Here is a 21,640-nt window from a genome sequence, read left to right as displayed (position 1 = left end):
GTAGCGCAATATGCACTCGCCGCGTCGCAGATAGGTTATTTCGCATTGGTTTGGGTCAAGTTCTCAGCGGGGGAGACGGCGTCGGGAATCGCGCTGCCTAGCAGCGCTTGCAGAGCGACACGCTGCTCTGCGAGCGTCTCGCGCAATGTCGCGACCTCGATGCGTTTGGTGAGTGCTGCACCTCGCGCGTCGGTATATGAGCCGAGCGTGAGGTCATGTTCCGCGTAAGCCGCGGCAGCATGCCTGGCCGCGAGATCGACGTCCGGCAACGCAGACTCGGTCTGCTGCAACTGGCGCGAGAGGATCGCGTTGTCGGCGCGCATGTGCGCTACTTCGGCGTGCGCCTCATTCAGGCGCGTTTGATATTCGTCCCGCAGACGCTGGCGGGTGGCTTTTTCGATCGCCACGTTCCCCTGGTTCCGGTTGAAGATCGGCAAACTCAGGTTGATCTGGAACCCGCTGGTATAGATGTTCGACGTGTCGCGCGCTCGCACGAAGCCCACGGACAGGCTCGGAAACTGGCTGAGAATTGCCGCGCGATATTTCTGTTCCTGCGCCTCATAGCCGGCTTGCAGCGCGATCAGATCGGGGCGGCGCTGCGCCAGTTTCGCGAGCGCGGCGTCGAGCGTTGCGTCCTGGAGCGGAGCGGTTTCGCCGGTGTCGGCGAGTCGCAGTTGTACGTCGGGCGCGAGTCCGAGCAGCGCGTTCAGATCGCGGTGCGTTTGTTCTGCGGCGCGTTCAGCGTCGGTGTACTGCTTGCGGGCGTCGCTATACGCGGTCAGCGCGGCGGTGAGTGTGTCGTCGGTGAGGTCGCCGTCGCGGCGCGCTTCGGTCATACGCTCGTAGCGTGTCAGCGAGAGATCGCGCTGTTGCCGCAAGAGCGGCAGTGTGTCCTGCTGAAAGCGCGTCTTGATGAATAGCTGCCGTGCCTGAGCGACGATCTGCCATTCCTGCCACAGCAGGCCGAGATCGGTTTTGGCGACCGTCGCATCGGCGGATTGCTTGTTCGCGCTGCGAAGCACGATCGCCATCACGTCGATGCTCAGGCCGTAACTGAAGGCGCGTGTCGTGCCCACGGCCCCTGGATAGTCGCTGGACACGCTCAACTGCGGATCGGGCAGTAAACCCGCCGAATACGCTTGGGCGCGGGCGATGCCGAGATCGTCGCGCGCGAGCTTGAGGTCTGGATTGTTAGCCACCGCAAGCATAGCGACTTCGTCGATGTCGAGTCCGTCCGACGGATCAAAACGATGTGCGGCCAACTCGGGTAGCGGCATGGTCGAAGGATCGATCTGGAGACGCTCGAGCGTCCTTTCAGATGTGGCGGTTCGCTGAGGTAAGAGGGGCTCCCGGTGGTACCACGTGCAGCCGCTCATCAGTAATGTGCAGATCGGTATCAGGGCGTGGTGTTTCAAGGACGAGCGGGCGGTCAGATGGTCCGTCGGCATGGCACGACACGTCGTGATCAAGCAACCAACCGCTGTCGTCACCGCTGAAACAGCGGCCGCTGCGATCCTGGAAACGGTCAAAATCGGCCCCCGAGAGAAAATGTATGGCATGCCGGGATGGGATGCCCAAAACAGCACGCCATTGTGCAAAATGCCTCCTTAAGAAACCCTTAACGCTCCGCTCTGCGCCTCTCAGCATGGCTGTTCGGCTCGGGGTTCGATGCTGTCGCTCCTCACGTGCGCCATCGTTCGCACCTCGATCGGCACGTGAATGCAAGCGCGCGAAACTAACGGCTGCCTGGTCCCTTGGGCGCGTCGTTCCAGGCAGCCTTGATCGAATCGCCGGAAGGACCCGGATGCCGCATAAGCATCCGCTAAGGTTCAATGCGTAGTCTGAGTCTGTGCGTCGCGATATGTCCTGGCGTTGAAGCCCAAGGTCGGACACGGAACAAGCCGGCGTGCGCAATCCACGGATCAAGTACTCGGAAGGAGTTCATCATGAAAAGTCTGTTCTCGATTAGCCTGATTGCTATCGCCACCACCCTGCCAGTTGCGAGTTTTGCGCAGCCCGCAAGCGGCCCGCTCACCCGTGCGGACGTGCGAGCGCAAAGCGCAGAGGCGGCGCAAGACCATCGCATGCAGTCGAAGGTGCACTATCCGGCTGGCCAGCAAGCCGCGAACCAGAACCCATCCGCGCAAACAGGGGGTTACGGTCCGCAAACTGGCGGATCGTCGGAATCGCGGGTGCTGTCCTCTGAAAATGCCGTCTCGTCCAGCGCGGTTGGCGGAATCTTCGCTCATCACTGAACGGCGAAAATGCTCGGTCCTTCGTCGAGACGAAACCCGCGGACGCGGCCCAACTAACCGCATTGCGGCTGCCCGTGGATTGACGGCGGCTCACCGTTGACGAAAGCGTGATCGAGGTGACCGCGGCGATTGACAATGGCGGAAAGCCAGGAGATACAGCACCATGCGATTGTTGTTAGCGGAAGACGATGAAATGATTGGCGAGCCGGTGGTGGAGTTCATGCGGCGGGCCGGTTACGCGGTCGACTGGGCACGTGATGGACGCGAGGCCGAGCTCTCACTGGATCACGATGTCTATGATGTCGTTCTGCTCGACCTCGGTCTACCGAGGGCGGATGGCGTAGAGGTTCTCAGCCGGTACCGTCGACGCGGCGGAAGCGCAGCGGTGATTATCCTGACAGCCCGCGATGCAGTTGAAAACCGAATCGCGGGTCTCGATGCCGGTGCGGATGACTATCTCGTCAAGCCATTCGATCTCGACGAACTGGCTGCCCGTGTGCGCGCGATGCTACGCCGCCGCACCGGACAAACAAACCCGCTATACACCCACGGTGACCTTACGCTGAACCCGGTTAGCCATGAGGCGTCCGTGAGGGGCGAACGGTTGTCATTGCTACCGCGGGAATTCAGCCTGTTACAGGCGCTTATCGAAGAACCGAAGCGAGTATTCACGCGTTCTGAACTCGAAGAAAAACTGTACGGCTGGGGCGAAGAGGTGGGCAGCAACACAATCGAAGTCCACGTATCCAACCTGCGGCGCAAGATAGGCGCCGAGCATATTGTGACGGTGCGCGGGGTCGGCTATCGGCTCAAGAGGGGAGAATGACGTCGATCCGCCGCTGGCTGCTTGGCTGGTTAATCGCGGGACTAGGCGCTGCCGCATTGATCGCCGGTTATGGCATCTTCCTTACGGCGCGATCAGAGGCAAGCGAACTATTTGACTACGAACTGCGCACGGTGGCGCTTTCCCTGCCGGCCACAATCACCGACAGCAAATCGCTTACGCACCACAGCCCCGACTTCGAGGGCCTCACAGAAGACAGACTTGTCATAGAGATCTGGGGCAACGCGGAGACGCCGATTTACATGTCGCTGGGCGGCATTGATCTTCCCCGGTTTCCCGCCGGCATTCGCACCATCGAGCACAAGGAGGTTCACTGGCGTCTGTTCGGCTCGCAGCAGGGCGATCGTTTTGTCCAGGTCGCGCAACCTGTATCAGTGCGCAACGATCTTGCACTGCGCCTGGCGCTACGTACTCTGTGGCCGTTGGCGCTGTTCTTTCCGGTGACCATACTGATTGTGCTTCTGGTTGTGGGCCGCGGGCTGTCACCGCTCGAAAGGATTTCAAATGCGCTCGCGACGCGTTCCTTAGACTCGCTTGCTCCATTGCGTCTGGACGGGCGCATTCCGGTCGAGCTGAACCCGCTCGTCGCTGCGTTGAACGATCTGCTCAACCGCCTGGATATCGCTTCCCAGTCGCAGCGCACATTCGTGGCAGATGCCGCTCACGAACTTCGTTCGCCACTAGCCGCCTTAAAGCTTCAGATACAGGCCGCTGAGCGTGATGGCTCAGTAGCCAGTTCCAGGACGTTCGAGCGTATCGAGGGAAGGCTCGACAGGATGATCCACCTCGTGCAGCAGCTTCTGACTCTCGCGCGCGAAGACGCGCCCCGCACTGAGCAGTTGAAAGTGGTCAGCCTGCGGCGATTGGCGGAGCGTGCAGTGGCAGATGCTTCTGTCCTCGCCGAGGCCAAAAAAATCGATCTCGGACTGGAGTGCGACGATGCTTCGTCTGCACATGACCTCTACAACGTACATGCAGAAGCCGGCGGTCTCGAAGTCTTGCTGAACAACCTGATCGACAACGCTATCCGGTATACGCCGGAACATGGCAAGGTCGACGTGATACTCGCCCGAAATGGAGCCGAAGTCAGCGTATCGGTCGTCGATAGCGGCCCCGGGATTCGCGAGGCGGAACTCGAACGGGTTTTTGACCGCTTCTATCGCAGCATAGGGAGCAGGGAGCAAGGCAGCGGTTTGGGGCTAGCGATCGCGTCGCGGATCGCAGAGCGGCAAAACGCCACGCTCAGCCTGGAAAACAATAGCGGGCGGCCGGGACTGAGTGTTGTTTTAAAAGGCCTGCGCAGCGGTTAGCGAGTGTCGCGATGATCTCGCTGAATCAGATGGCCATGCCCGCAAACGCCGCTAACCGACGCTTGCCGTGGAGCCGAGCGCGGCTTCCGCAGGTGCTTCTGGAGCTGCCATGTGCGTTGCGCAGGACAGTAACGCTGCAACGGGTCGAAGTTCGACCGCTCTAGGGAGCGCACAATCGATCCCCTTCATTGAAAAGGAGGTCGACATGGAAACACTTAATTCTTCGAGCGCTTGGCGCGTGCCATGGGACTAGGGGCGGTTGACCGGACACCAGCCCCCGCAAAACTCCGTGAGGTCTGGGCGATTCGAACACGAATTCAAATGTCATGCAACGCCCGCGAGTTCGCGCTGCTCAACTTGGCGATCCACGGCAAGCTTCGGGCGTGCGATGTTACCCGACTGCCAGTACAGGACATTTGCATGGGAGGCCACGGCAAAAGCGGCAGGCCGTGCTGCCGCGCGGCCCAAAGAGCGGCACCGCGAGCGCAGCCACCATGGCATGAGCGACGCGCCGACGCAGCCGGCAAGCACAATTCATTCGGATGCCGGTAATGCGTACGATGCCATTGCTGGTCTCCGTCAGCGTTCGCTCAAAACGAACGGCTTCCCCGTGAGACGGAGATGCAGGACGACGAGCCACAGCCGCGGGCAATCCGACGCGAGATTGACCGGTCCGGTGCACAGAGAGCCAACGCTCGCATAGCGGTCTTCGACGGCGGCCCTGAACGCGGCTTGCGCGAACTGGCGCGCGACCACTACGCCGCCCGCCATCAGCGCGATACAAGAGAGGCGGAAAGCCGCTGACACAAACAGATGCTCGACGCCCGGCTCCACGAAGACTGTCACGCAGGCGAGCAAGTCGGCGGCGACAGCCGTGAGCGAGGCTACCATCAGGTGAGCACGCACCATGTCGGCGGTGACTGGCTTCATGGCTTAATTTCGTGGCGGATGAAAAGCATGTACGGCTTGTTGCGACGAACCGGCTCCTGCTTCAGGATCCGCTCGTCACAGTCGACAAAACGTCACCGGGGTCGCGATGAATTCCATCGAGGTACTGGAGGCGCGTTGAGCCGTACTGACAACTGAACGCCACACCGCACGCTCCTGTCACTCACAAGACAGTAAGCCGTTGCGGGCTTGTAGTGAGTCAAGCTGAAGGAAACCTTAAGCAAAGCGTGGTAGAACCCGCTATGAGTGACCGAAGGCACAGGCAACGACGAAGGACCCGAGATTGACCGGTCAGCCCCGGCCGCCGCGGTGGCGGCTGGCTCGCTTTCCGGCCAATGTGCGCCGGGAAACCGGGATGCGACCGCTGTGGGTGCATCGCCACGGGAAGCCCAGATGCTCGACCGGTGCCGCGCGCGTGGCGGTTTGACCGGCTGGCGCGTTAGATCGAGCACGTCCGCTTCGGTACGGGCGGGCGTGCTCCCTGCGGACCGTGCGGAGAGTACCAATACCGCCCGCAACGCGAGCTTCGTCACGTCGCCGGCATACTTGTGGCCTCTGCGACGCGCGCGCCGCATTCGGACTGGAAAACGGGCCTTCTTTCACATCGCGATTGGAGGCCGAACTCCGTGCGCCTGATTCGGCGCGATCGTGGTCCGGCGATTGCAACTGCCACTACGAACAATTCTAGTTTTGTAGCCGGCGACTAGCAGCCGCTGAACGGAATCTGCAATCGGTCGGCCAGGAAAAAGCGGTCTCAGGTCGCTTTCTACTATTTGTCGCGATAGCAGGCGGCCTGGCAATCTGCCCACCGATCCGATGCGATCCCCTCCAGCAAGGGGCATTTGACGAAAGCGGCGTCAAAGTACGTTCAGACGATGACGGTATCCGAGGCGAGACAGGATCAGCGCTCTCGCAAAACCGCAAGGTCTGTTCCGACCGACATTCGATTGTGGCTTGTCCGCGACCGATACCGAACGCGCGCGAATAGCCGCGCCCATGCCATATCATTCGGTTCGATGCGGAACGTCATTGGGAAAAGGATACGGTGCGTGGGGGCCCGGCCATTCCGGTGCGGGCGGTGCAGTGAACACGTCGCATCCCTCAAGGCTGGCCACAAGCATGCATGTGAGGAAAACGGCCCCGAGCCTCCACAACGTCGTCGTTCGAGCGTCCATCCCGCACCTCCTGGCGCACCACACTGCTACGCTGGTTGGACCGGCGACTGGGGCGCAGGTTGCCGCGATGGCTTTGACAAAGTTTTGGCCCAACGTGTTCTTTGACGTTACGCGTGGGCGGTCCATCCTTCTGGCGCCGCCCGCTCCTGCCTATGGCATCCCTCGCCTTGCGGTTGACGAAGTTCATGCCGTCGGAACATGGCAACCGCATCGTCAAGGGCGCCAGCCTGATCTTCGAGCGACGCCGCTGCTGCCGCGGCCTGTCCGACGAGCGCGGCATTCTGCTGGGTCACGGTGTCCATCTGCGTCACCGCACGGTTGATCTGCTCAATGCCGCGCGACTGCCCTCGCAAAGCCGCGCTGATTTCGCTGACGATACGGGTCACGTCGCGCGCAGCGCTCACTATTTCTACCATGGTGACCCCGGCGTGGGTCGCGAGTTCGGCTCCATTCTGAACCTGTGCAACCGAGCCACCAATCAGTTTCCTGATTTCTTTCGCCGCTGCCGCCGGGCGTTGCACCAGTGTGCGTACTTCGCCTGCCACCACCGCGAATCCACGCCCTTCTTCTCCGGCGCGCGCGGCTTCGACGGCGGCATTCAGCGCAAGATGTTGGTCTGCAAAGCGATACCTTCAATGGCGCCAATAATATCGACGATCCTGTTCGATCCCGATGCCATGTCCGCGATCACGTCAACGACTTGGTCGACAACTTCGCCGCCGCGCGCGGCCGTTTGCGACGCGTTGTCGGCCAGCGCACTGGCTTCCCGCGTGCGTTGTCGGCGTTCTGCCTGCCCGTCGCGGTCAATTCCTCCAGTCTCGATGCTGTTTCCTGCAGCGTCGCCGCCTGCTGCTCTTTGCGCGTCGACAGATCGGCGTTACCGCTTGCGACCTCACGCACGCCGTGTGTGATCGCCGCGGTTCCATGACGAACCTCACTGAAGGCAGCAACGAGACTCTCCTGCATGCGGGCAGGTGCACCATCAGGCGGCACATCTCATTTGCGCACACGCCGGCGATTTGACCCGTGAGGTCACCGGCGGCGATCCGCTCGAAGTGCTGGATCGCCGCGTTGATTGGCCGCACGATCGACGCCGTCACCACATAGCGCGCGAACAGCCCAAGCGAGATAGCCACGAACCCGATCGCGCCAAACAACCAGCACAACTGCTGGAAATGCCTGTTGGGCCGATGCGTGCTTTCTGCTGCCGCACCTGAACATTCTCCAGCGCGAGCTGGGTGCTTTTATAGTTGCTGAACACCTCGTCAGGGGCGTGGCGCTCCGTGGTCCGGAAGGTGATGAAATCGTTCGGGTCGAGCGCCGCGACTTCACGAGCCAGCGCCTGTTTCATCAACTGCTCACGCCTGGCGCGCAGTGCGTCAGCCAGCCCCTTCTTCGCGTCGTCTGAGATTGACCCGCTCGGACGGACGGATTTGCAGTCAGAGATTCGTCGTGGTCTGGCCTCCGTTAAGCGTCGAATCGCGGGTTGTCCACAGACGGGCAGCGGGTCGCTTCTCACACCACAACGCTGCCCGGCAGTGAGCAACCCGCAGAGCGACACGGTATTTGTCTTCGCGCTGAGGTTTTCGAATTCGAGCGGAGAACAATAGCCGATGCTGCTATGCAGGCGGCGCACGTTGTACCAACCTTCCATGAACCACTGGTCGAGACTCCCAGCAGCCGTGCCATCGTGGCGATGGGCCGGCGAGGCCGGTTCGCTCTCATAAATCCGTGTCCTTTGAGGATACGGCTCCTGTCTCGCGGGCGAACCAGGCGGCCGCGTGAGAGAGTATGTCGCGCTCCATTTTTAGCTGCCGATTTTCGCGGCGCACACGCGTGAGTTCTTGGCGCCCAGCCGTGCTCAGACCATCGTGACGCACGCCGGCATCAATGTCAGCTTGGCTACCCAGTTGACTATCGTCCGCGCTAGGTTGGAACTCCTGCGCCAACTCCTCAGGCGTTCGCCCCGCCTTTACCAAGTCCACTATACGAGTCCGGAATTCCGCCGGGTACGGTGCTCAATGCCCGCCATTTTGACACCCGCTTGTCCGAAGGATAGGTGTCCGTTTCGGCGGGTCAATCTCAGTCCGACGGCGGCTGCAGCAGATAGGCCGCCAGTTCACGGTCATTATCTGCGAGCCCGGCGTGTACCCGGGTGAGCACCGCGTCGGTGGGTTTTCCCTGCGCGACGAGCGTTTCGTAGCCGCCCAGGTCGACGCGCACCTGCAAAATTGCTTCGCCGCTCGCGGCGAGGTGGCGCAAGGCGACCGCCTCTTCGGTGCACATCTTCTCGAGCGCGGCGTTGGCCGCCTTCAGATCGGCAACAGACGTGAGGATCACGAACATCAATGCGGCCGTACAGCCTGTGATCGTGAACGTCAGGCCGGTACGGACAGTGATATTTCTGAACATGGTAGTCGTCCTCGACCCGCGGAACAGAAAAAAGCGGCGAACGGATTTATCCGTCGCCGCAAGAGGAGCACTTCTCGTCGATGAATCAGCCGTGAGGGCGGCGCCCAGGATCAGAAGCGGGTGCGCACGCCTGTCGTCAGTTCGAGCTGGTTGGTCGCACCAAACGTTGATCCGACCGTATAGCCGCCATGAAGCCTCATGTAGTCGCCGGCCAGATAGACTTCGGTGCGCTTGGACAGGTGATAGAAAACCGAACCGTACAACGTTTCCTTATACCCATTGTGCAGGCCCGAAGCCGGGTCGAACGCACCGATGTTCGCGTTCGGAATATTGCCGTCCGCGTTGTAGGCGGCGTTCTTCACCCGCATCTGCTGATAGCCGAGTTCGTAATCAAGCGGACCCTTCGGCGACAGCTTGAGCGACGCGGTCCATGCATTGTCCTGACGCTGACCGAGCGCCCCCTGATTGCCGAGATAGCGGAAGTAGCCCGCATTCGCGCGCAAAATGCCGAAGGTATAGTTGCCACCCACCGAATAAGACTGGTTCGTAATGCCGGCGCGGTTCACGTGGTTGTAGAAGGCCGACACATTGAACGGCCCACCGTTATAGCCCACCGCTGCCTGATAGTTGGAGTTGGAGCCAAAACTCGTCGAGTTGCCGAACGCGTAACCGGCGCTCGCAAAGATGCCATTGCTGAAGAGCTTCTTCCAGGCGATGCCATTGTTGTAACGCGTCCCCGTCGCGCTGGCGGCATAGAAAATCATCTGCTTGAAATTGTTCGAGTTCGTCCAGCCCCCCTCTTCCGTCGTCAGCCGCGCGCTGCCATACGGGTCGCCATAGATCGTCGATGCATCGCGTGCGATGGTGTTCTGGAAACCCGCCGTAATCTTACCGAACGTGTCGTTCTCGATACCGACCCATGCATCACGGTCGAAGATCTGGCCCGGGTCTTCCATCTGGCCGTTGGCAACAACAAACTCGCTCTCCAGCCGGAATATGATCTTCGTACCGCCACCGATGTCCTCGGCGCCCTTCAGGCCCCAGCGGCTGCCACTGAACCACGGTTCACCGTCATTGCCCATGCCGATGACGTGATTGCCGTTAGCGTCCGCGTGCGTCCTGTAAGTCGGGAAGCTCAGGTCCATCAGTCCATAGAGCTGGACACTCGACTGGGCGTAAGCACCGCTCGCCCCCAATGCCCCCGCTGCGACTGCCAGGGTAAGGTACTTTTTCTTCAAGTTCGTCTCCTCAGGTTGCTACGTTGAAAGCCGGTTCTGTTCGCGGCTGCCGCGGCCCTTCCGGCTGGATACCGGGCCCGGTATGCGAATGGGGTGATCCTAGTTACCCCAATCCTTCACGCTCCTTTCCCGTACCTTTTGTACAACTAAGTGTATCCACCGATATACGTCACGACGCCCCCGCCCATTATTCCGGATCCCTCTGCCGGAGGATGTAGCCCAGGCCTCGCAGCGTCATGATCTGGGCGCTTGAGCGCGCGAGATGTTTGCGCAAGCGGTGGATATAGATGTCGATGGCGTCCGCACTCGGTTCGTCGTCCAGACCGAACACGCTTTCCATCAGCATGGTTTTCGACACCGTCTTCCCCTGTCGCAACATCAGCGTTTCAAGCACGGTGTGCTCGCGGCGGCGCAACGCGAGGGGTATGTCGTGACGAACAAACTCCCGCGTATCGGATATGTACTGCAGGTCGCCACAGGTGAGACGCGAAGTCATGCCACCCGATTGCCGGCGGATCAACGCCTTGATACGTGCGACCAGCTCCCGTGCTTCGAACGGCTTGACAACATAGTCGTCGGCACCTGCACTGAAACAGTCGACCTTGTCCTCCGTCGAACCATGCGCGGTTAGCATCAACACCGGAACGATGTCGCCGCGGCGGCGCAGTCGTGCCAGTACCTCGTTGCCGTCCATTCGTGGCAACCGGAGGTCAAGCAGCACCACGTCGTAGCGCTGCGTCGTCAGCATTGCGTCCGCCCGTTCACCGTCAGGCGCACAGTCGACCGCGAAGTTCTCCTGGCGCAGCAGATTGTTAACCCAGTGCGCGAGCTCAATATTGTCTTCCACCAGCAGCAACTTCATCGCGTTATCCTCAATCACGCCGTCTCGGCAAGCGGACCGTGACGACAAGCCCAACATGCTCCGCCTGTGACCTCAACGCGACCGTTCCACCGTGCGAATGCGCGATTTCGCGCACGATCGACAGGCCCAGGCCCGTTCCCTCGATGTCAGTTGCTCCGCGATAGAAACGTTCGAATACATGGGCGCGCGCCTCGGCCGGAATGCCAGGACCGTTATCGATCACCTCCAGTACAACTTCGTCGCCTTCCTCCCGGCACCTGGCGGTAACCCGTCCGCCCTCCTGCGTATAGCGGATCGCGTTATCGACCAGATTCGTGACGAGCGCCGTCATCAGCGTTTCGCTACCTGTGACGCACACCGTCGCGGTGAACTCCGCGCCTAGGTCGATCTTGCGTCGCTGCGCGGCCACCACGAGTTCTTCCAGTACGCACGACACGACAGCGGTCAGGTCAATGCTGGCGGGCATGTGGCGAGGCGGTGACGATTCGGCCTGAGCCAGTAGCAGCAGCTGGTTGGTCATTTCGGTCATCTTCCCGCTGCTGCGACGTATCCCCGCCAGCGCTTCGGTGAGCAGTGGTCCGCAATGGCCGCACGGCCGGGCGCACTCGATCTGAGCCGCCAGCAGGGCAAGCGGAGTACGCAACTGGTGTGCGGCGTCCGCAATGAATTTCCGCTGGTTGGTCGCATGCAGCTTCAGTCGCGCGATACACTGATTGATCGCGTCGACGACAGGGCGCAACTCGGAAGGCAGGCGCTGGATCCGGACAGGCTCCAGTTGCGAAGCGTCGCGATCGGCGACGTCATCCTTCAGTCTGATGAGCGGACGCAACTCAAAGGTCAGCCCCAGCAGGACAAGTGCCACCACGAGCGCCAGCATCAAAGCCTGCCGGACCAACTGGGGACGCCATAAGGTCTGCAGCATGGCACGGTACGATGCCTGCGTCTTCGCCACAACAACTGTCACCGGCTCCGTCGCGCCGGAGTCGTACAATTCCCGCTCATAGGCGACCGCTCGAATGAGCCGACCCTCGAGCATGGTGTCGTAAAACACGGGGCGCGGCGTTGCGCGCGCGGGAAGCGCCAGGTCGGGATTGCCGCCGAGCAGGCCCGCGCGACCCTTGACTACCCTGTAAAACACCTGATCCTGGTCGGGCGACTCGAACATCTCGAGCGCCGCCGGCGGAATCCTGGCAACCAGCACGCCATCTTCCCAGTTGACCTCCTCGCCGATGATACGCGCAGATGCGAGCAATGCGCTGTCCTGCAGAAGACCGGCAGTCGCACGCGCCGCATCATAAGACATCAGGCCGGTGACGACTACAAACACGGCGACCGGTACCAGCAGCCACCCGAGCAGGCGTACACGCAGGCTATCCATCATCGTTGACTCCCCCGCACAGGTTCCGCGCGTACTGCCACTGCGCTCAGCACCGGTCTTTTACTGCCCCTGGCTGATCGCAAGTGCCACCTTCCGCGTTCTGACGCTCAGAACGCAGCAGGTCTCCATTTCAGCAGGCGCTTTTCCAGCGTGGTCAGCAGATAGTCCGCAGTAAGCGCGACCACCGCGAGTACGATCATCGCTGCAAAAACCCCGCTGGCGTTAAATGCTCCCTGCGCGGTCGAGATTAGCAGGCCAATACCCTGCTTTGAGCCGAGGAACTCGCCCACCACCGCGCCAACCAGGGCGAAGCCGAAGCTCACATGCAGGCTGGCGAGAATCCACGACAGTGCGGAAGGAATCACGACCGAGGTGGTCAATTGGCGCTTCGATGCGCCCAGGATCTGCGCATTTGCGATCATGTAGCGGTCAGCTTCCCGTACGCCCTGGAAGGCGTTGCCGAACACGACGAAAAAGACCATGACGACGGCCAGTGCCACCTTCGACGCCATGCCGAGGCCAAGCGCGATCACGAACACTGAACCGAGGACAACGCGGGGAATTGAATTCGCGATCTGGATGTAGAGGCCGAACACGTCGGAGAGCAGTTTGTTGCGGCCGAGCACAACGCCGCAGACAATGCCGCCAACCGAACCGATCAGAAACCCAAGGAATGTTTCCTCAAGCGTGACCCAGACCTGCACCAGCAGCGGGCCCTGTGATGTGCCGTTGACGAACCAGTCGACGATCTGCTGGAAGATCAGCGACGGCATCGAGAAGAAGAATGGATCGATCCATTTCGTCCGCCCGCCGATCTCCCATCCGCCGAGCACAACCACCAGTACCAGGACACGCAGGCCGATGATCAGCGCGCGCCGCTGGCGCAGCCGTCGCTGTGCATTTCGCTCAACTGCGGCCAGCGAGGTAGCGTCGATGCCTGGTTCGGCGATGTATTCAGAGGTTGCCATGAGTGTATTTCTACCGTGAGTTTGTGTCATGCGATCTGCACTTCTTCACGCAGATCGCGCCAGATATCGCGCGAAATCTCGATAAAGCGCGGATCGTAGCGAACCTCCGACGTCACGCGCGGCCTCGGCAGATCGATCTCATAGACTTTTTTCAGCGTTGCGGGCCGCGCGCTTAGCACGAACACCCGATCGGCCAGCGCAATGGCTTCTTCGAGATCATGGGTGACGAACACCACCGAGCCTGCATTGGCCGACCACAATTGCAACAATTCATCCTGCATCAGCGTGCGCGTCTGCATGTCCAGCGCCGAGAACGGCTCGTCCATCAGCAGGATTTCCGGCTTGTTGATGAAAGTCTGCGCGAGCGCGACGCGCTTGCGCATGCCGCCCGACAGTTGATGCGGATAGTGCTTGCCAAACTTCTCCAGCCCGACGCGGCGCAACCATTCGTTCGCCTCGTCGTGCGCGGCGGACTTCGAGCGGCCGCGATACAGCGGGCCAGCCGCGACGTTATCGAGTACCGAGCGCCACGGGAACACCGCGTCGGCCTGAAACACGAAGCCGATGCGCGGATCGATGTCATCAACCGGTGCGCCCATCACCCGCACTTCCCCTGTGGTCGGCTTGAGCAGCCCGGTGATCATGCTGAGCGTGGTCGATTTGCCACAACCGGTCGGCCCCACCACCGCGACGAACTCGCCTTTGGCGACGGCCATGCTGAAGTTGCGCAACGCGACTGTCGCCTTGCCATCGGGGCTGATAAAGCGACATGACACCGAGCGAAACTCGATGACCGGCGCATCCTTGGTAACAGCGTGGTTCATTCAGTACATCCATGGAAATAAGCGGTGCCACAACGGCGGCACCGCGAGCGCAACGGGGTCTGACGACGCCCGTTGCACAAACGCTCTGAGCGCGCCAGCGATCTATTTTGAACTGACAAACTCGTTCGTGTAGGTTTTGCCCAATTCAATATGCTTGCCCTTGACCGACGGGTTGAACGCCGCCAACACCTTGAGTACGGTCGCCGGACCATCAGCCGGCATCTTGCCGTCGACGGTGTACATCGGCAGCGACGCCTTCAGGGCGCTCACGTAGAGCGACTTGTCTTTCTGATAGTCATCGGGCATCTTCGCCGCGATTTCCTCGGCGCTATGCGTGTGGATGAATTGCATCGTGCGGACAAAGGCATGCGCGAGTTTGGCGGCTTCAGCCTTGTGCGAATCGGCCCACGCGGCCTGCACGTAGAGACTCGATGCGGGGTAGGTACCGCCGAGAGCCGCCTTCGTGCCCTCGACGGAGCGCATGTCGACGAGTACTTTTGCCTCCCCGGATTTCAGCAATGCTGACACGGTGGGCTCCGTGGTCATGCCAGCGTCGATACGATTCTGTTTGATTGCCGCGATGAAGCTGGCATCTGCACCCACCGGTAGCATCGTGTATTCGGTCGACTGGATGCCGTGCTGTCCGGCGAGATATTGCGTAAGGAAGCTGGTCGACGAACCAAGACCCGTCACACCGAGCGTCTTGCCCTTCACGTCGCCCATCGATTTAAGCGTATCGGCCGCTTTCGTGGACACCATTTCAACTTCGCCCGGCACCTGCCCAAAGACGACAATCGCCTTGGCTTCCTTGCCCTTGGTCTGCAGATCGATCGTGTGGTCATAAAAGCCGACAACACCCTGGACCGCGCCGGCCAGCAGTTCGTTCTCCGCGTCTACACCGGCAGGCTGCGACAGCAGTTCGACATCGAGCCCTTCGTCCTTGAAATAGCCGAGTTGCTCGGTCAGCCGCGCCGGCAGATAGATCAGCTTCGTGATGCCCCCGACCATGATCGTGATCTTCCCGGAATCGGCAGCCGTGGCGTGTTGCGAGGTGAGGCCGAACAGCAGGCTGGAAGCAACAGCGATATGGCGAAACGCGCTCAGGTTCGGTCGCATCGATAGTCTCCGTTATTTGTCGGCAGCGAGGTGCTGCCTGTCTGCATCGATGGCGCGATTATGGCGGCATGAATCCTTCCCGCGGCTTTCATGACAAGCCCGTTTTCTTAGGGGATTTCCATAAGACGGGCCGTCGCCAGGCGCGAAAGCACGGCCAGATTGTGGTCTGCATCGGTCTCCTTTCGCCTGATCCTGGGAGTGCCTGATGCCATCGTGGAAAACCCCCACCGAAAATCCCCCTGGTGAAAGCCGGGAGAAGGATTCAGGTTCGTAGAATCGCACCGTCGATATGGAAGCCCCCTTCTGCATCCAGAGGTGACCGCGCAATCGGAAGAATGACTTTCGAGGCCGGCGTTCCCACGTCGAACACAGCGTCGGACAAACTGCCCGAACAAAAACTATCCCATCCCCTACCTGACGGCGCGCGCGCCAGTGATTCCGCCAACATGACTGACGATGGTATTGACCATTACCTGATTCGCGGCGTGACGTCGCAACGCAAACTGTTCCGGCCCGGCGATTGGGCCGAACGCCTGACCGGAGTCATCACGCTGTTCGTTGGGGAACGAGGCACCGGCATTCATATGACTTGCACGCGACTTGCGACGCCGGTTATGGAGCGGGATCTTAAATGCCTGCGCGTCGCGCAAGAGTTGCAACGTGTCTGCCCGGACGCATTTGAGTTTGTGATGCGGTTCGCCGGGGACAACGATCTGGCAGTCGACATCTGCCGTGTTGCCAACGAACGAACAGGGCGCGTTCCAAACAGTGGGCCGGAGGCTTCTGTAAAGAAAGCAAACAATGATGTGAGTGCGTCGGCGAATCCAGCTGTCTCTACCGGCGCATCAGGATTGCATACAGGACGTGATGAGGAGACCGTTGATGGAGACACTCACTGAAGTGCGTGCACCTATGTATGCACTGCGTGTGGACACCGTGCCACGGTGTTACGGACGGATGTCTCGCATGCGCGGGAGCTGGCCATCTGCGCACGATGCGACGGCCAGTGTGGCTGAGGGTTGCGGAAAGAGCGGACCCGGCGGCAGGCGTCGGCGGGGTGCTCGCGGGCCGCGAAAGGCCGTGGTAGCTTGGCCTGAAAGGGTGCCACGAACAGGTCGAATCGCGCGGATGACGCGTGGGCGCAGTCAGGGTGCAGGCTATACGGCCTATGCGGACTGCCGCCCGCAACAGACACTTTCCGGATTCAAGGTAGATTGCCATGGTTCATGTTCTGATTGCCGATGATCATCCCGTCGTGCGGGCCGGCCTCAGGCACCTCATCGCGACAACGACGGGGATCGTGGTGTCTGCGGAGGCGGCGCAAGGCACGACCGTACTCGATTTGTTGCGTAAGCGGGAATTCCATCTGCTGCTTCTCGATATGTCGATGCCCGGAATGACGGGCGTTGACCTGATCCATCAGGTACGGATCGAGTCGCGAACGCTGCCGATTCTACTGCTTGGCGAGGGCAAGGAAGCAGCCGTCGCTGCCCGGGCGCTTCGCGCGGGCGCGACGGGCTACGTCACGAAGGACGCCGATCCGGAGATCCTGCTCAGCGCAATCCGGAAGCTCGCGAGCGGAGGACGGTTTGTTGATCCGCGCCTTGTCGGCGCGCTCGTCTTCGACCCAAAGTCCAGCGACGCACCGGCCCGTGAACTGCTATCCGGTCGGGAGTTTCAGGTATTCCAGATGCTGGCGAATGGCAAGCGTATCAAGGAAATCGCCGAAACGTTTGCCCTGAGCGCAAAGACGGTCAGCACGCACAAGATGCGACTGATGCAAAAGCTCTGCATTGCCAACCAGTCAGAATTGATCCGTTATTCGATCCGGCATGGTGTGGTGGCTGCCTAGCCACGCCGATGGCGACCGAACATGAAATGCGGCACTGTCAGGTTGGCGAGCGTAGACTACGTCTATAATGAACACATAGGTGTTCTTATCATATGGCTTGATTGGCTGCGGTTGAGACAGTCCATTCTTGCGATGTGGCGAGGCGTTTTTTTAGAGTGGCGCGGTAACATGCCGCACTCATCTGATGTCTGGGCAAGGCGAAGTGCTGCCGGATCGGGCCGAAGCATAAGAGAAACGCCTGCGTGCGACGCGCATGGCGAAAACCACACATCTGGCGTTCGCGCCTGCGGGTTGCCCGGTGTGCCCAGCGGGAACAAACCGCGCTCGGTTTGGATGGCCTGCCCGACGGCGTGTAGGGACGCATTCGGGCCGTTTCCAGCACCCTCATTCTGACACCTTCGCACGCGTTTCGAGGCGGAGCGCCAAGGCGGGACCGGCAGCAGCGCCGTTGAGCCTGGAGCCGGGATCGCGGTGATAGGCACGATATTCCGCTGGCAGGATCTTCATGTGCGTCCGGAAAGTTCTGGCCAGATGAACGCCGCTGCTCATGCCCGCGCGTCGCGCAACGTTGTCCACCGGGAGGTCAGTTTCGACGAGCAGCCGGCGGGCAATCTGTAGCCGGAGATCAAGCAGATAGTCCGCAGGCGAGACACCCAGTTCACGCTGGAAGCGGCGCGAAAAGCTACTGGCGTTCATCGCCGCTGCGGCAGCAGCATCACCCGTCGTGACCGGGCGATGACAATTGTCCTGTAGCCAGCGCGCGGCAGCGCGTGCCCTGCCGGCCGGGCTGGTGCCGGACTCCCCGAGCGCGAGATTGACGACCGTCCTGGAAACGATCGAAAGTTCCTGCGCAACGCGCTGTGCCAGCATGTCGCCCAGATCGCGACGGATAAGTGCGAGTCCAGCGCTCAAAGCTTCATCAAATGCTTTTGATCTTGGACTGTCAGCATCGGGGCGCAAGGTAACCGGTGTCCCGCCAGCTGGCAGCGAGTTTCCGCAGAGATACGTAATCTGCCTCGCGTTCACACGGCCGGATGACAGCCACTGAACCGGCGGCTTCAGATTCGGGGAACACGCGTGATGATCCGGAGCCGCAACGAAAAGCGCGTCGAAGCCAAGATCCCTGTGCATCTCGAACGCATCGGTAGACACCGGCAGCGATGACGCCACCCGGACTATCCCTCCGCGCTCGGACAGGAAGGTCACATCGTACGCACCTGGACTAGCGTCAGGGCAGGTGAGCCTAGAAGCAAGACCGAACGCCTCGACGATGACGCTTGCCCCGAGGAGATCGCATCCGTCAACCAGCACGATGGCGATTCGTCGCCTGTTACGCGGCACCGGCCGCCGCGATGCCATGCTTTGAACGTCTTCCGTGTCGGCGCACTGCGTGTCGGTTCTTTTCATTCGTCTCTCCCCGCGTAACCTCTCCGTTTATCCGCCAGGCCGATTCGCCTGACATTCATTGCTCCATCTCATCGTGCCTCGGTTGAACGCGATTCCATAGGGCGAACCGCACGGATAACGAGCGGCGGCGGGCGACAATTGCCCTGTTTTCTGCGCAACAGGAGCCCAGTTGCGCCAGCGCCTCAACGGGTTGCGCGTTTTCTGGCCGCCGCAATGTCTGCCGCCGTTTTTGGCCCGCATTGCCAGCGGCACCCGTGTCATTCCAAAGAAACGCCCGCAATCGTGCGCACCCCTCCTGACATCGTTATGCGTTTTACAGCCGCGCTAAAAGCAGCCCATTTCATATCCGAAGCGGCTCAATCTGCCCGTTCTGTTCAGCTGCGACCGGTAGTCCTACGACGCCCTCATTGACAGATGTATTCATCCTGGACGGCCTCGAAAAGCCCGGTCGAAGCAGCCTTGAAATGGCTGTACTTCCGGTAGGTCTTGCCGTTGACCGTCACCGTCTCGCTCCATTCGCTTTCGTCCGCAGCCTGGCCGTGTGCTTCAACGCTTGCATTGCTTCGCGCACCGGAGCTTGAAAAACTTGCGGGCGTGGCGCTTTCCTTCGCGACAGTTTTACTGGAGGCGCCGATCGATGCGGTTACCGGATTGCTGAGCCGTGCCTCGTCCGAAGGCCATTTCGGCGCGACATAGCCCCATCTGGACGTGGCGGTATCCATGTCGATTTCCCTGGTCGACCACCCCACCACCGTTGGGCCGTCGTTGAGCGGCGACAGTTCGACGGCCACAATCTGCGGTCCACGGCGCGCGACGAGAAGGCATTTGCCACCCTCTGAAACCTTAAGCGGAATCGCATTTTTCCAGATAAGCAAGGCCGGGAACAGGACGCTGGGCGCGGCCTGCAAGATCACCGGGTTGCTCGCGAAAATGACCAGCACGGGTGCCGTCGTTTGCGCGTTGGCGCCAGCGACCGCGGCAAGCGATAGCGTCATAAGTATCAGATGATTTTTCATACGGCGCATCGGCAGGAAAAGGAGGGTTGGCATTTTCGGCGGACATCGAGAACGACCAACCCTTGAGATGCAGAGAAGGCATGGCACGTCTCCTTTTCTTCATGGTGCAGTTTGCCATCGCACGCAGGGACGCTATTTCGCCAGAGAGACCTCGATGTTGTCGTGCATGACCGGCGTTGACATCGCGTCAGCAATCTCATCATGTTCGACCTTCGCCGAAGTCGGCACTGCCTTGACTTTTTCTGCCGGGGGCTGAGCCCACGGATCCGTCATGCGCTCGCTGGCCGCGGCGACGACAGGCAGACCAAGTCGGGTGCGGACGAGCGGGTCACGATATTTTTCGTCATCCGAATACTGCGCAGCATCGGCCGCGTGGGCAAGGGGCGCGGTGGTGCCGGGGCAGAGATGGCCGGTGGCTTCGACCGCCTTGCGGTTGGCGTCGCTCTGGCACAGCAGCGCCAGAGCAACATCCGTCAGCCCCATCGCGCGGAACTCGCGCGCATCCAGTCGCCGAACGCACGCCTGATCAACCTGCGTCGTACCACCTGTCAGGCCGAAGCCGGTAACCGACACGCCGAAGCTCGTCGAGCCCATACAGGTGTCAGAGAGCGTCGTCGTGAGCGCTGGCGCCGCAATGCTCGGTGTCGTTCGCACCGAGTACGAGCTCTGGTTGTAGTCCACTGTTGCCCTCGTATCATACGCGCTCGATCCTGCGCCCGAGGCGGCCTTGCTGGCCGCGTCGGTTGCACTGCCCCCTGTCGTGCCTGCTCCAGTTGATGCCGTCGGTGCCGGCACAGTGACCGACACGCTGACGTTCGAGGAGCCGCCCGACGCGGTGGCTCGTCCGATGCCACCAACCGACGACGCGTTCGAACTGGTGGTGGCCGAAGAGTTCGAAGAGGTTCCGATGTTGTTCAGGCTGGAGCCGCCGCCCTGGCCGATGCCGACCGAACTCGAACCCGAGATTGAGCCCGACGATGAATTTGCGGTCGTATCGGCATGAGCGGCGTGCCCAACACAAAGCAGAACTGCGCATGCCAGATACAAGGTGGTCCTGGTCATTGTAAGTCTCCCGAAATAAAGGTGGAACGCCGCAACAGCAATCAACGACAAGCGATTCCAGAGCACGATTTATAGTTTTTATGCGTGTAAACGAGGCGGGGCCAGTTCGACCAATGATCTCTGCAGGCGCCGCCTCCAACGGGTCGGCTAGCGCCAGCCGCGCCCGAGCGAGCTCCATGCGTTGGCCGCCGCATCCGCGCCGGAGAGCCCCGTCGCGGACGATCCGCCGTGGCCATATCCGCCAACCGTCGAGGTGTTGGTATGGCTGGTCGACGCGTTCGTGGCGTTGCCGGTCACGCCGAAACCGCTACCTGCGAGCGCCTGCGCGTTACTGTTTGCCGCGCCGTAGTCAGTTGCCTGGAAGAAGCCGGAGCCCGACACGGCCGCGGAGGTTTGGCCAACCGACGTCGAACTCGAGCTGGAATTCGTTCCTGTCCCAGCCATCGCGACGACGGAACAAAGCGAGAGCAGCGCAGCAGCGGTTATTCTCAGTTTCATGATATGTACTCCTTATCAGACCGTTTAAGAGTCGTCCGCGTTATCGTGGCGTTCAACAGCATCCCATTCCTGCGAACTGACTCCTGGTGCCCCGAATTCAGGGCTGGCACCTGTGCAGGCGGAACGCTTAATGCCATCCGTTGCCGAGCTTGCTCCATGCGTTCGCGGCTGCGTCGGCACCCGACATGCCCCCTGCAGTCGAGCCGCCGAAGCCGAAGCCGCCGACCTGCGAGGTGTTGATGTGGCTCGTCGTTGCGTTGGTCGCGTTACCCGTGGAGCCAAAACCTGAGCCTGCGGTGGCCGAAGCGTGGCCGTTTGCAGCACCGGCGTCGGTTGCCGTAAAGTGGCCAAAGCCGATCACGGCGGCAGCGGTCGAGCCGCCGGAGGTCGAGCTCGAGCTCGAATTCGTACCCGTAGCAAAGGCCGCGACGGAAGCCAGCGAGAGGACTGCTGCTGTGATGAGATTGCGTTTCAT

22 protein-coding genes and 1 pseudogene are annotated in these 21,640 nt (G+C 61.0%); 7 read left to right on the top strand and 16 right to left on the bottom strand.

The window, feature by feature from the left end:
• Positions 1 to 35 precede the first annotated feature (35 nt).
• The gene (locus AB6809_RS33345; protein ID WP_371028167.1) at positions 36 to 1,277 is read right to left on the bottom strand and encodes a TolC family protein; all 1,242 of its coding nucleotides are present in this window, start codon (positions 1,275 to 1,277) and stop codon (positions 36 to 38) included.
• A gap of 85 nt (positions 1,278 to 1,362) precedes the next feature.
• Here AB6809_RS33345 and AB6809_RS33340 point away from each other — a divergent pair, with 85 nt between their 5' ends.
• From AB6809_RS33340 to AB6809_RS33325, 4 genes are all read left to right on the top strand, one after another.
• Positions 1,363 to 1,611, top strand: a complete 249-nt coding sequence (locus AB6809_RS33340; RefSeq protein ID WP_371028166.1) for a hypothetical protein — start codon at positions 1,363 to 1,365, stop codon at positions 1,609 to 1,611.
• 335 nt (positions 1,612 to 1,946) lie between these two features.
• On the top strand, positions 1,947 to 2,255 hold the full coding sequence (locus AB6809_RS33335; protein WP_371028165.1) for a DUF4148 domain-containing protein: 309 nt from the start codon (positions 1,947 to 1,949) through the stop codon (positions 2,253 to 2,255).
• Between the two features lie 163 nt (positions 2,256 to 2,418).
• Complete coding sequence (locus tag AB6809_RS33330; protein ID WP_371028164.1) at positions 2,419 to 3,081, top strand: response regulator; 663 nt, start codon at positions 2,419 to 2,421, stop codon at positions 3,079 to 3,081.
• The gene (locus tag AB6809_RS33325) at positions 3,078 to 4,409 is read left to right on the top strand and encodes a sensor histidine kinase (RefSeq protein ID WP_371028163.1); all 1,332 of its coding nucleotides are present in this window, start codon (positions 3,078 to 3,080) and stop codon (positions 4,407 to 4,409) included. The genes AB6809_RS33330 and AB6809_RS33325 overlap by 4 nt, the downstream gene beginning before the upstream one ends.
• 579 nt (positions 4,410 to 4,988) lie before the next feature.
• Here the strand turns inward: AB6809_RS33325 and AB6809_RS33320 are convergent.
• The 10 genes and pseudogenes from AB6809_RS33320 to AB6809_RS33275 form a co-directional block, all read right to left on the bottom strand.
• A complete protein-coding gene (locus AB6809_RS33320) occupies positions 4,989 to 5,339 on the bottom strand; it encodes a hypothetical protein (RefSeq protein ID WP_371028162.1) in 351 nt (116 codons plus the stop codon).
• A 1,300-nt stretch (positions 5,340 to 6,639) separates the two neighbouring features.
• Positions 6,640 to 7,286, bottom strand: a pseudogene (locus AB6809_RS33315) (methyl-accepting chemotaxis protein).
• Between the two features lie 342 nt (positions 7,287 to 7,628).
• Positions 7,629 to 8,186, bottom strand: a complete 558-nt coding sequence (locus AB6809_RS33310; RefSeq protein ID WP_371028161.1) for a hypothetical protein — start codon at positions 8,184 to 8,186, stop codon at positions 7,629 to 7,631.
• 428 nt (positions 8,187 to 8,614) lie between these two features.
• Positions 8,615 to 8,944, bottom strand: a complete 330-nt coding sequence (locus AB6809_RS33305; protein ID WP_371028160.1) for a Tar ligand binding domain-containing protein — start codon at positions 8,942 to 8,944, stop codon at positions 8,615 to 8,617.
• A gap of 110 nt (positions 8,945 to 9,054) precedes the next feature.
• Complete coding sequence (locus tag AB6809_RS33300; protein WP_371028159.1) at positions 9,055 to 10,182, bottom strand: porin; 1,128 nt, start codon at positions 10,180 to 10,182, stop codon at positions 9,055 to 9,057.
• Between the two features lie 187 nt (positions 10,183 to 10,369).
• Entirely contained in the window at positions 10,370 to 11,044 is a 675-nt protein-coding gene (locus AB6809_RS33295; RefSeq protein ID WP_371028158.1) for a response regulator, read from the bottom strand.
• A 10-nt stretch (positions 11,045 to 11,054) separates the two neighbouring features.
• Entirely contained in the window at positions 11,055 to 12,425 is a 1,371-nt protein-coding gene (locus AB6809_RS33290) for a sensor histidine kinase (protein ID WP_371028157.1), read from the bottom strand.
• A 104-nt stretch (positions 12,426 to 12,529) separates the two neighbouring features.
• Positions 12,530 to 13,390 (bottom strand): ABC transporter permease, encoded by an 861-nt coding sequence (locus tag AB6809_RS33285; RefSeq protein ID WP_371028156.1) that lies wholly within the window; start codon positions 13,388 to 13,390, stop codon positions 12,530 to 12,532.
• 26 nt (positions 13,391 to 13,416) lie between these two features.
• Positions 13,417 to 14,214 (bottom strand): ABC transporter ATP-binding protein, encoded by a 798-nt coding sequence (locus AB6809_RS33280; RefSeq protein ID WP_371028155.1) that lies wholly within the window; start codon positions 14,212 to 14,214, stop codon positions 13,417 to 13,419.
• Between the two features lie 102 nt (positions 14,215 to 14,316).
• Complete coding sequence (locus AB6809_RS33275) at positions 14,317 to 15,330, bottom strand: ABC transporter substrate-binding protein (RefSeq protein WP_371028154.1); 1,014 nt, start codon at positions 15,328 to 15,330, stop codon at positions 14,317 to 14,319.
• A gap of 335 nt (positions 15,331 to 15,665) precedes the next feature.
• Here AB6809_RS33275 and AB6809_RS33270 point away from each other — a divergent pair, with 335 nt between their 5' ends.
• Positions 15,666 to 16,229 carry a DUF3579 domain-containing protein gene (locus AB6809_RS33270; RefSeq protein ID WP_371028153.1) on the top strand — a complete coding sequence of 188 codons (564 nt, stop codon included), beginning with the start codon at positions 15,666 to 15,668 and terminating at the stop codon, positions 16,227 to 16,229.
• 320 nt (positions 16,230 to 16,549) lie between these two features.
• Complete coding sequence (locus tag AB6809_RS33265; protein ID WP_371028152.1) at positions 16,550 to 17,182, top strand: response regulator; 633 nt, start codon at positions 16,550 to 16,552, stop codon at positions 17,180 to 17,182.
• Between the two features lie 384 nt (positions 17,183 to 17,566).
• Here AB6809_RS33265 and AB6809_RS33260 read toward each other — a convergent pair whose 3' ends face one another.
• From AB6809_RS33260 to AB6809_RS33250, 3 genes are all read right to left on the bottom strand, one after another.
• Positions 17,567 to 18,589, bottom strand: coding sequence for a helix-turn-helix domain-containing protein (locus AB6809_RS33260; RefSeq protein WP_371028151.1), 1,023 nt, complete (start codon positions 18,587 to 18,589; stop codon positions 17,567 to 17,569).
• A gap of 404 nt (positions 18,590 to 18,993) precedes the next feature.
• Entirely contained in the window at positions 18,994 to 19,605 is a 612-nt protein-coding gene (locus AB6809_RS33255) for a hypothetical protein (RefSeq protein WP_371028150.1), read from the bottom strand.
• A gap of 132 nt (positions 19,606 to 19,737) precedes the next feature.
• Positions 19,738 to 20,286 carry a hypothetical protein gene (locus tag AB6809_RS33250; protein WP_371028149.1) on the bottom strand — a complete coding sequence of 183 codons (549 nt, stop codon included), beginning with the start codon at positions 20,284 to 20,286 and terminating at the stop codon, positions 19,738 to 19,740.
• 46 nt (positions 20,287 to 20,332) lie between these two features.
• Between AB6809_RS33250 and AB6809_RS33245 the strand changes: the two genes are divergently transcribed.
• Positions 20,333 to 20,608, top strand: coding sequence for a hypothetical protein (locus AB6809_RS33245; RefSeq protein ID WP_371028148.1), 276 nt, complete (start codon positions 20,333 to 20,335; stop codon positions 20,606 to 20,608).
• 206 nt (positions 20,609 to 20,814) lie between these two features.
• Here the strand turns inward: AB6809_RS33245 and AB6809_RS33240 are convergent, their stop codons facing one another.
• Positions 20,815 to 21,165, bottom strand: a complete 351-nt coding sequence (locus AB6809_RS33240) for a hypothetical protein (RefSeq protein ID WP_371028147.1) — start codon at positions 21,163 to 21,165, stop codon at positions 20,815 to 20,817.
• 127 nt (positions 21,166 to 21,292) lie between these two features.
• Positions 21,293 to 21,640: a hypothetical protein gene (locus tag AB6809_RS33235; RefSeq protein WP_371028146.1), complete on the bottom strand. Its 348-nt coding sequence runs from the start codon at positions 21,638 to 21,640 to the stop codon at positions 21,293 to 21,295.

The sequence above is a fragment of the Paraburkholderia sp. RCC_158 genome (assembly GCF_041355255.1).
GTDB classification, from domain to species: Bacteria; Pseudomonadota; Gammaproteobacteria; order Burkholderiales; family Burkholderiaceae; genus Paraburkholderia; species Paraburkholderia graminis.
The sequence above is the reverse complement of the archived record's forward strand: the minus strand, read 5'-3'. Positions and strand labels throughout refer to the sequence as shown.

Excerpts from the sequence above, each read along its gene's own strand:
- AB6809_RS33265 (WP_371028152.1), top strand. The coding sequence starts at position 16,550 with ATGGTTCATGTTCTGATTGCCGATGATCATCCCGTCGTGCGGGCCGGC.
- AB6809_RS33325 (WP_371028163.1), top strand. The coding sequence starts at position 3,078 with ATGACGTCGATCCGCCGCTGGCTGCTTGGCTGGTTAATCGCGGGACTA.
- AB6809_RS33295 (WP_371028158.1), bottom strand. The coding sequence starts at position 11,044 with ATGAAGTTGCTGCTGGTGGAAGACAATATTGAGCTCGCGCACTGGGTT.
- AB6809_RS33285 (WP_371028156.1), bottom strand. The coding sequence starts at position 13,390 with ATGGCAACCTCTGAATACATCGCCGAACCAGGCATCGACGCTACCTCG.
- AB6809_RS33280 (WP_371028155.1), bottom strand. The coding sequence starts at position 14,214 with ATGAACCACGCTGTTACCAAGGATGCGCCGGTCATCGAGTTTCGCTCG.
- AB6809_RS33335 (WP_371028165.1), top strand. The coding sequence starts at position 1,947 with ATGAAAAGTCTGTTCTCGATTAGCCTGATTGCTATCGCCACCACCCTG.
- AB6809_RS33345 (WP_371028167.1), bottom strand. The coding sequence starts at position 1,277 with ATGCCGCTACCCGAGTTGGCCGCACATCGTTTTGATCCGTCGGACGGA.
- AB6809_RS33310 (WP_371028161.1), bottom strand. The coding sequence starts at position 8,186 with ATGGAAGGTTGGTACAACGTGCGCCGCCTGCATAGCAGCATCGGCTAT.
- AB6809_RS33240 (WP_371028147.1), bottom strand. The coding sequence starts at position 21,165 with ATGAAACTGAGAATAACCGCTGCTGCGCTGCTCTCGCTTTGTTCCGTC.
- AB6809_RS33320 (WP_371028162.1), bottom strand. The coding sequence starts at position 5,339 with ATGAAGCCAGTCACCGCCGACATGGTGCGTGCTCACCTGATGGTAGCC.
- AB6809_RS33260 (WP_371028151.1), bottom strand. The coding sequence starts at position 18,589 with ATGAAAAGAACCGACACGCAGTGCGCCGACACGGAAGACGTTCAAAGC.
- AB6809_RS33255 (WP_371028150.1), bottom strand. The coding sequence starts at position 19,605 with ATGAAAAATCATCTGATACTTATGACGCTATCGCTTGCCGCGGTCGCT.
- AB6809_RS33330 (WP_371028164.1), top strand. The coding sequence starts at position 2,419 with ATGCGATTGTTGTTAGCGGAAGACGATGAAATGATTGGCGAGCCGGTG.
- AB6809_RS33305 (WP_371028160.1), bottom strand. The coding sequence starts at position 8,944 with ATGTTCAGAAATATCACTGTCCGTACCGGCCTGACGTTCACGATCACA.
- AB6809_RS33275 (WP_371028154.1), bottom strand. The coding sequence starts at position 15,330 with ATGCGACCGAACCTGAGCGCGTTTCGCCATATCGCTGTTGCTTCCAGC.
- AB6809_RS33290 (WP_371028157.1), bottom strand. The coding sequence starts at position 12,425 with ATGATGGATAGCCTGCGTGTACGCCTGCTCGGGTGGCTGCTGGTACCG.
- AB6809_RS33235 (WP_371028146.1), bottom strand. The coding sequence starts at position 21,640 with ATGAAACGCAATCTCATCACAGCAGCAGTCCTCTCGCTGGCTTCCGTC.
- AB6809_RS33270 (WP_371028153.1), top strand. The coding sequence starts at position 15,666 with ATGACTTTCGAGGCCGGCGTTCCCACGTCGAACACAGCGTCGGACAAA.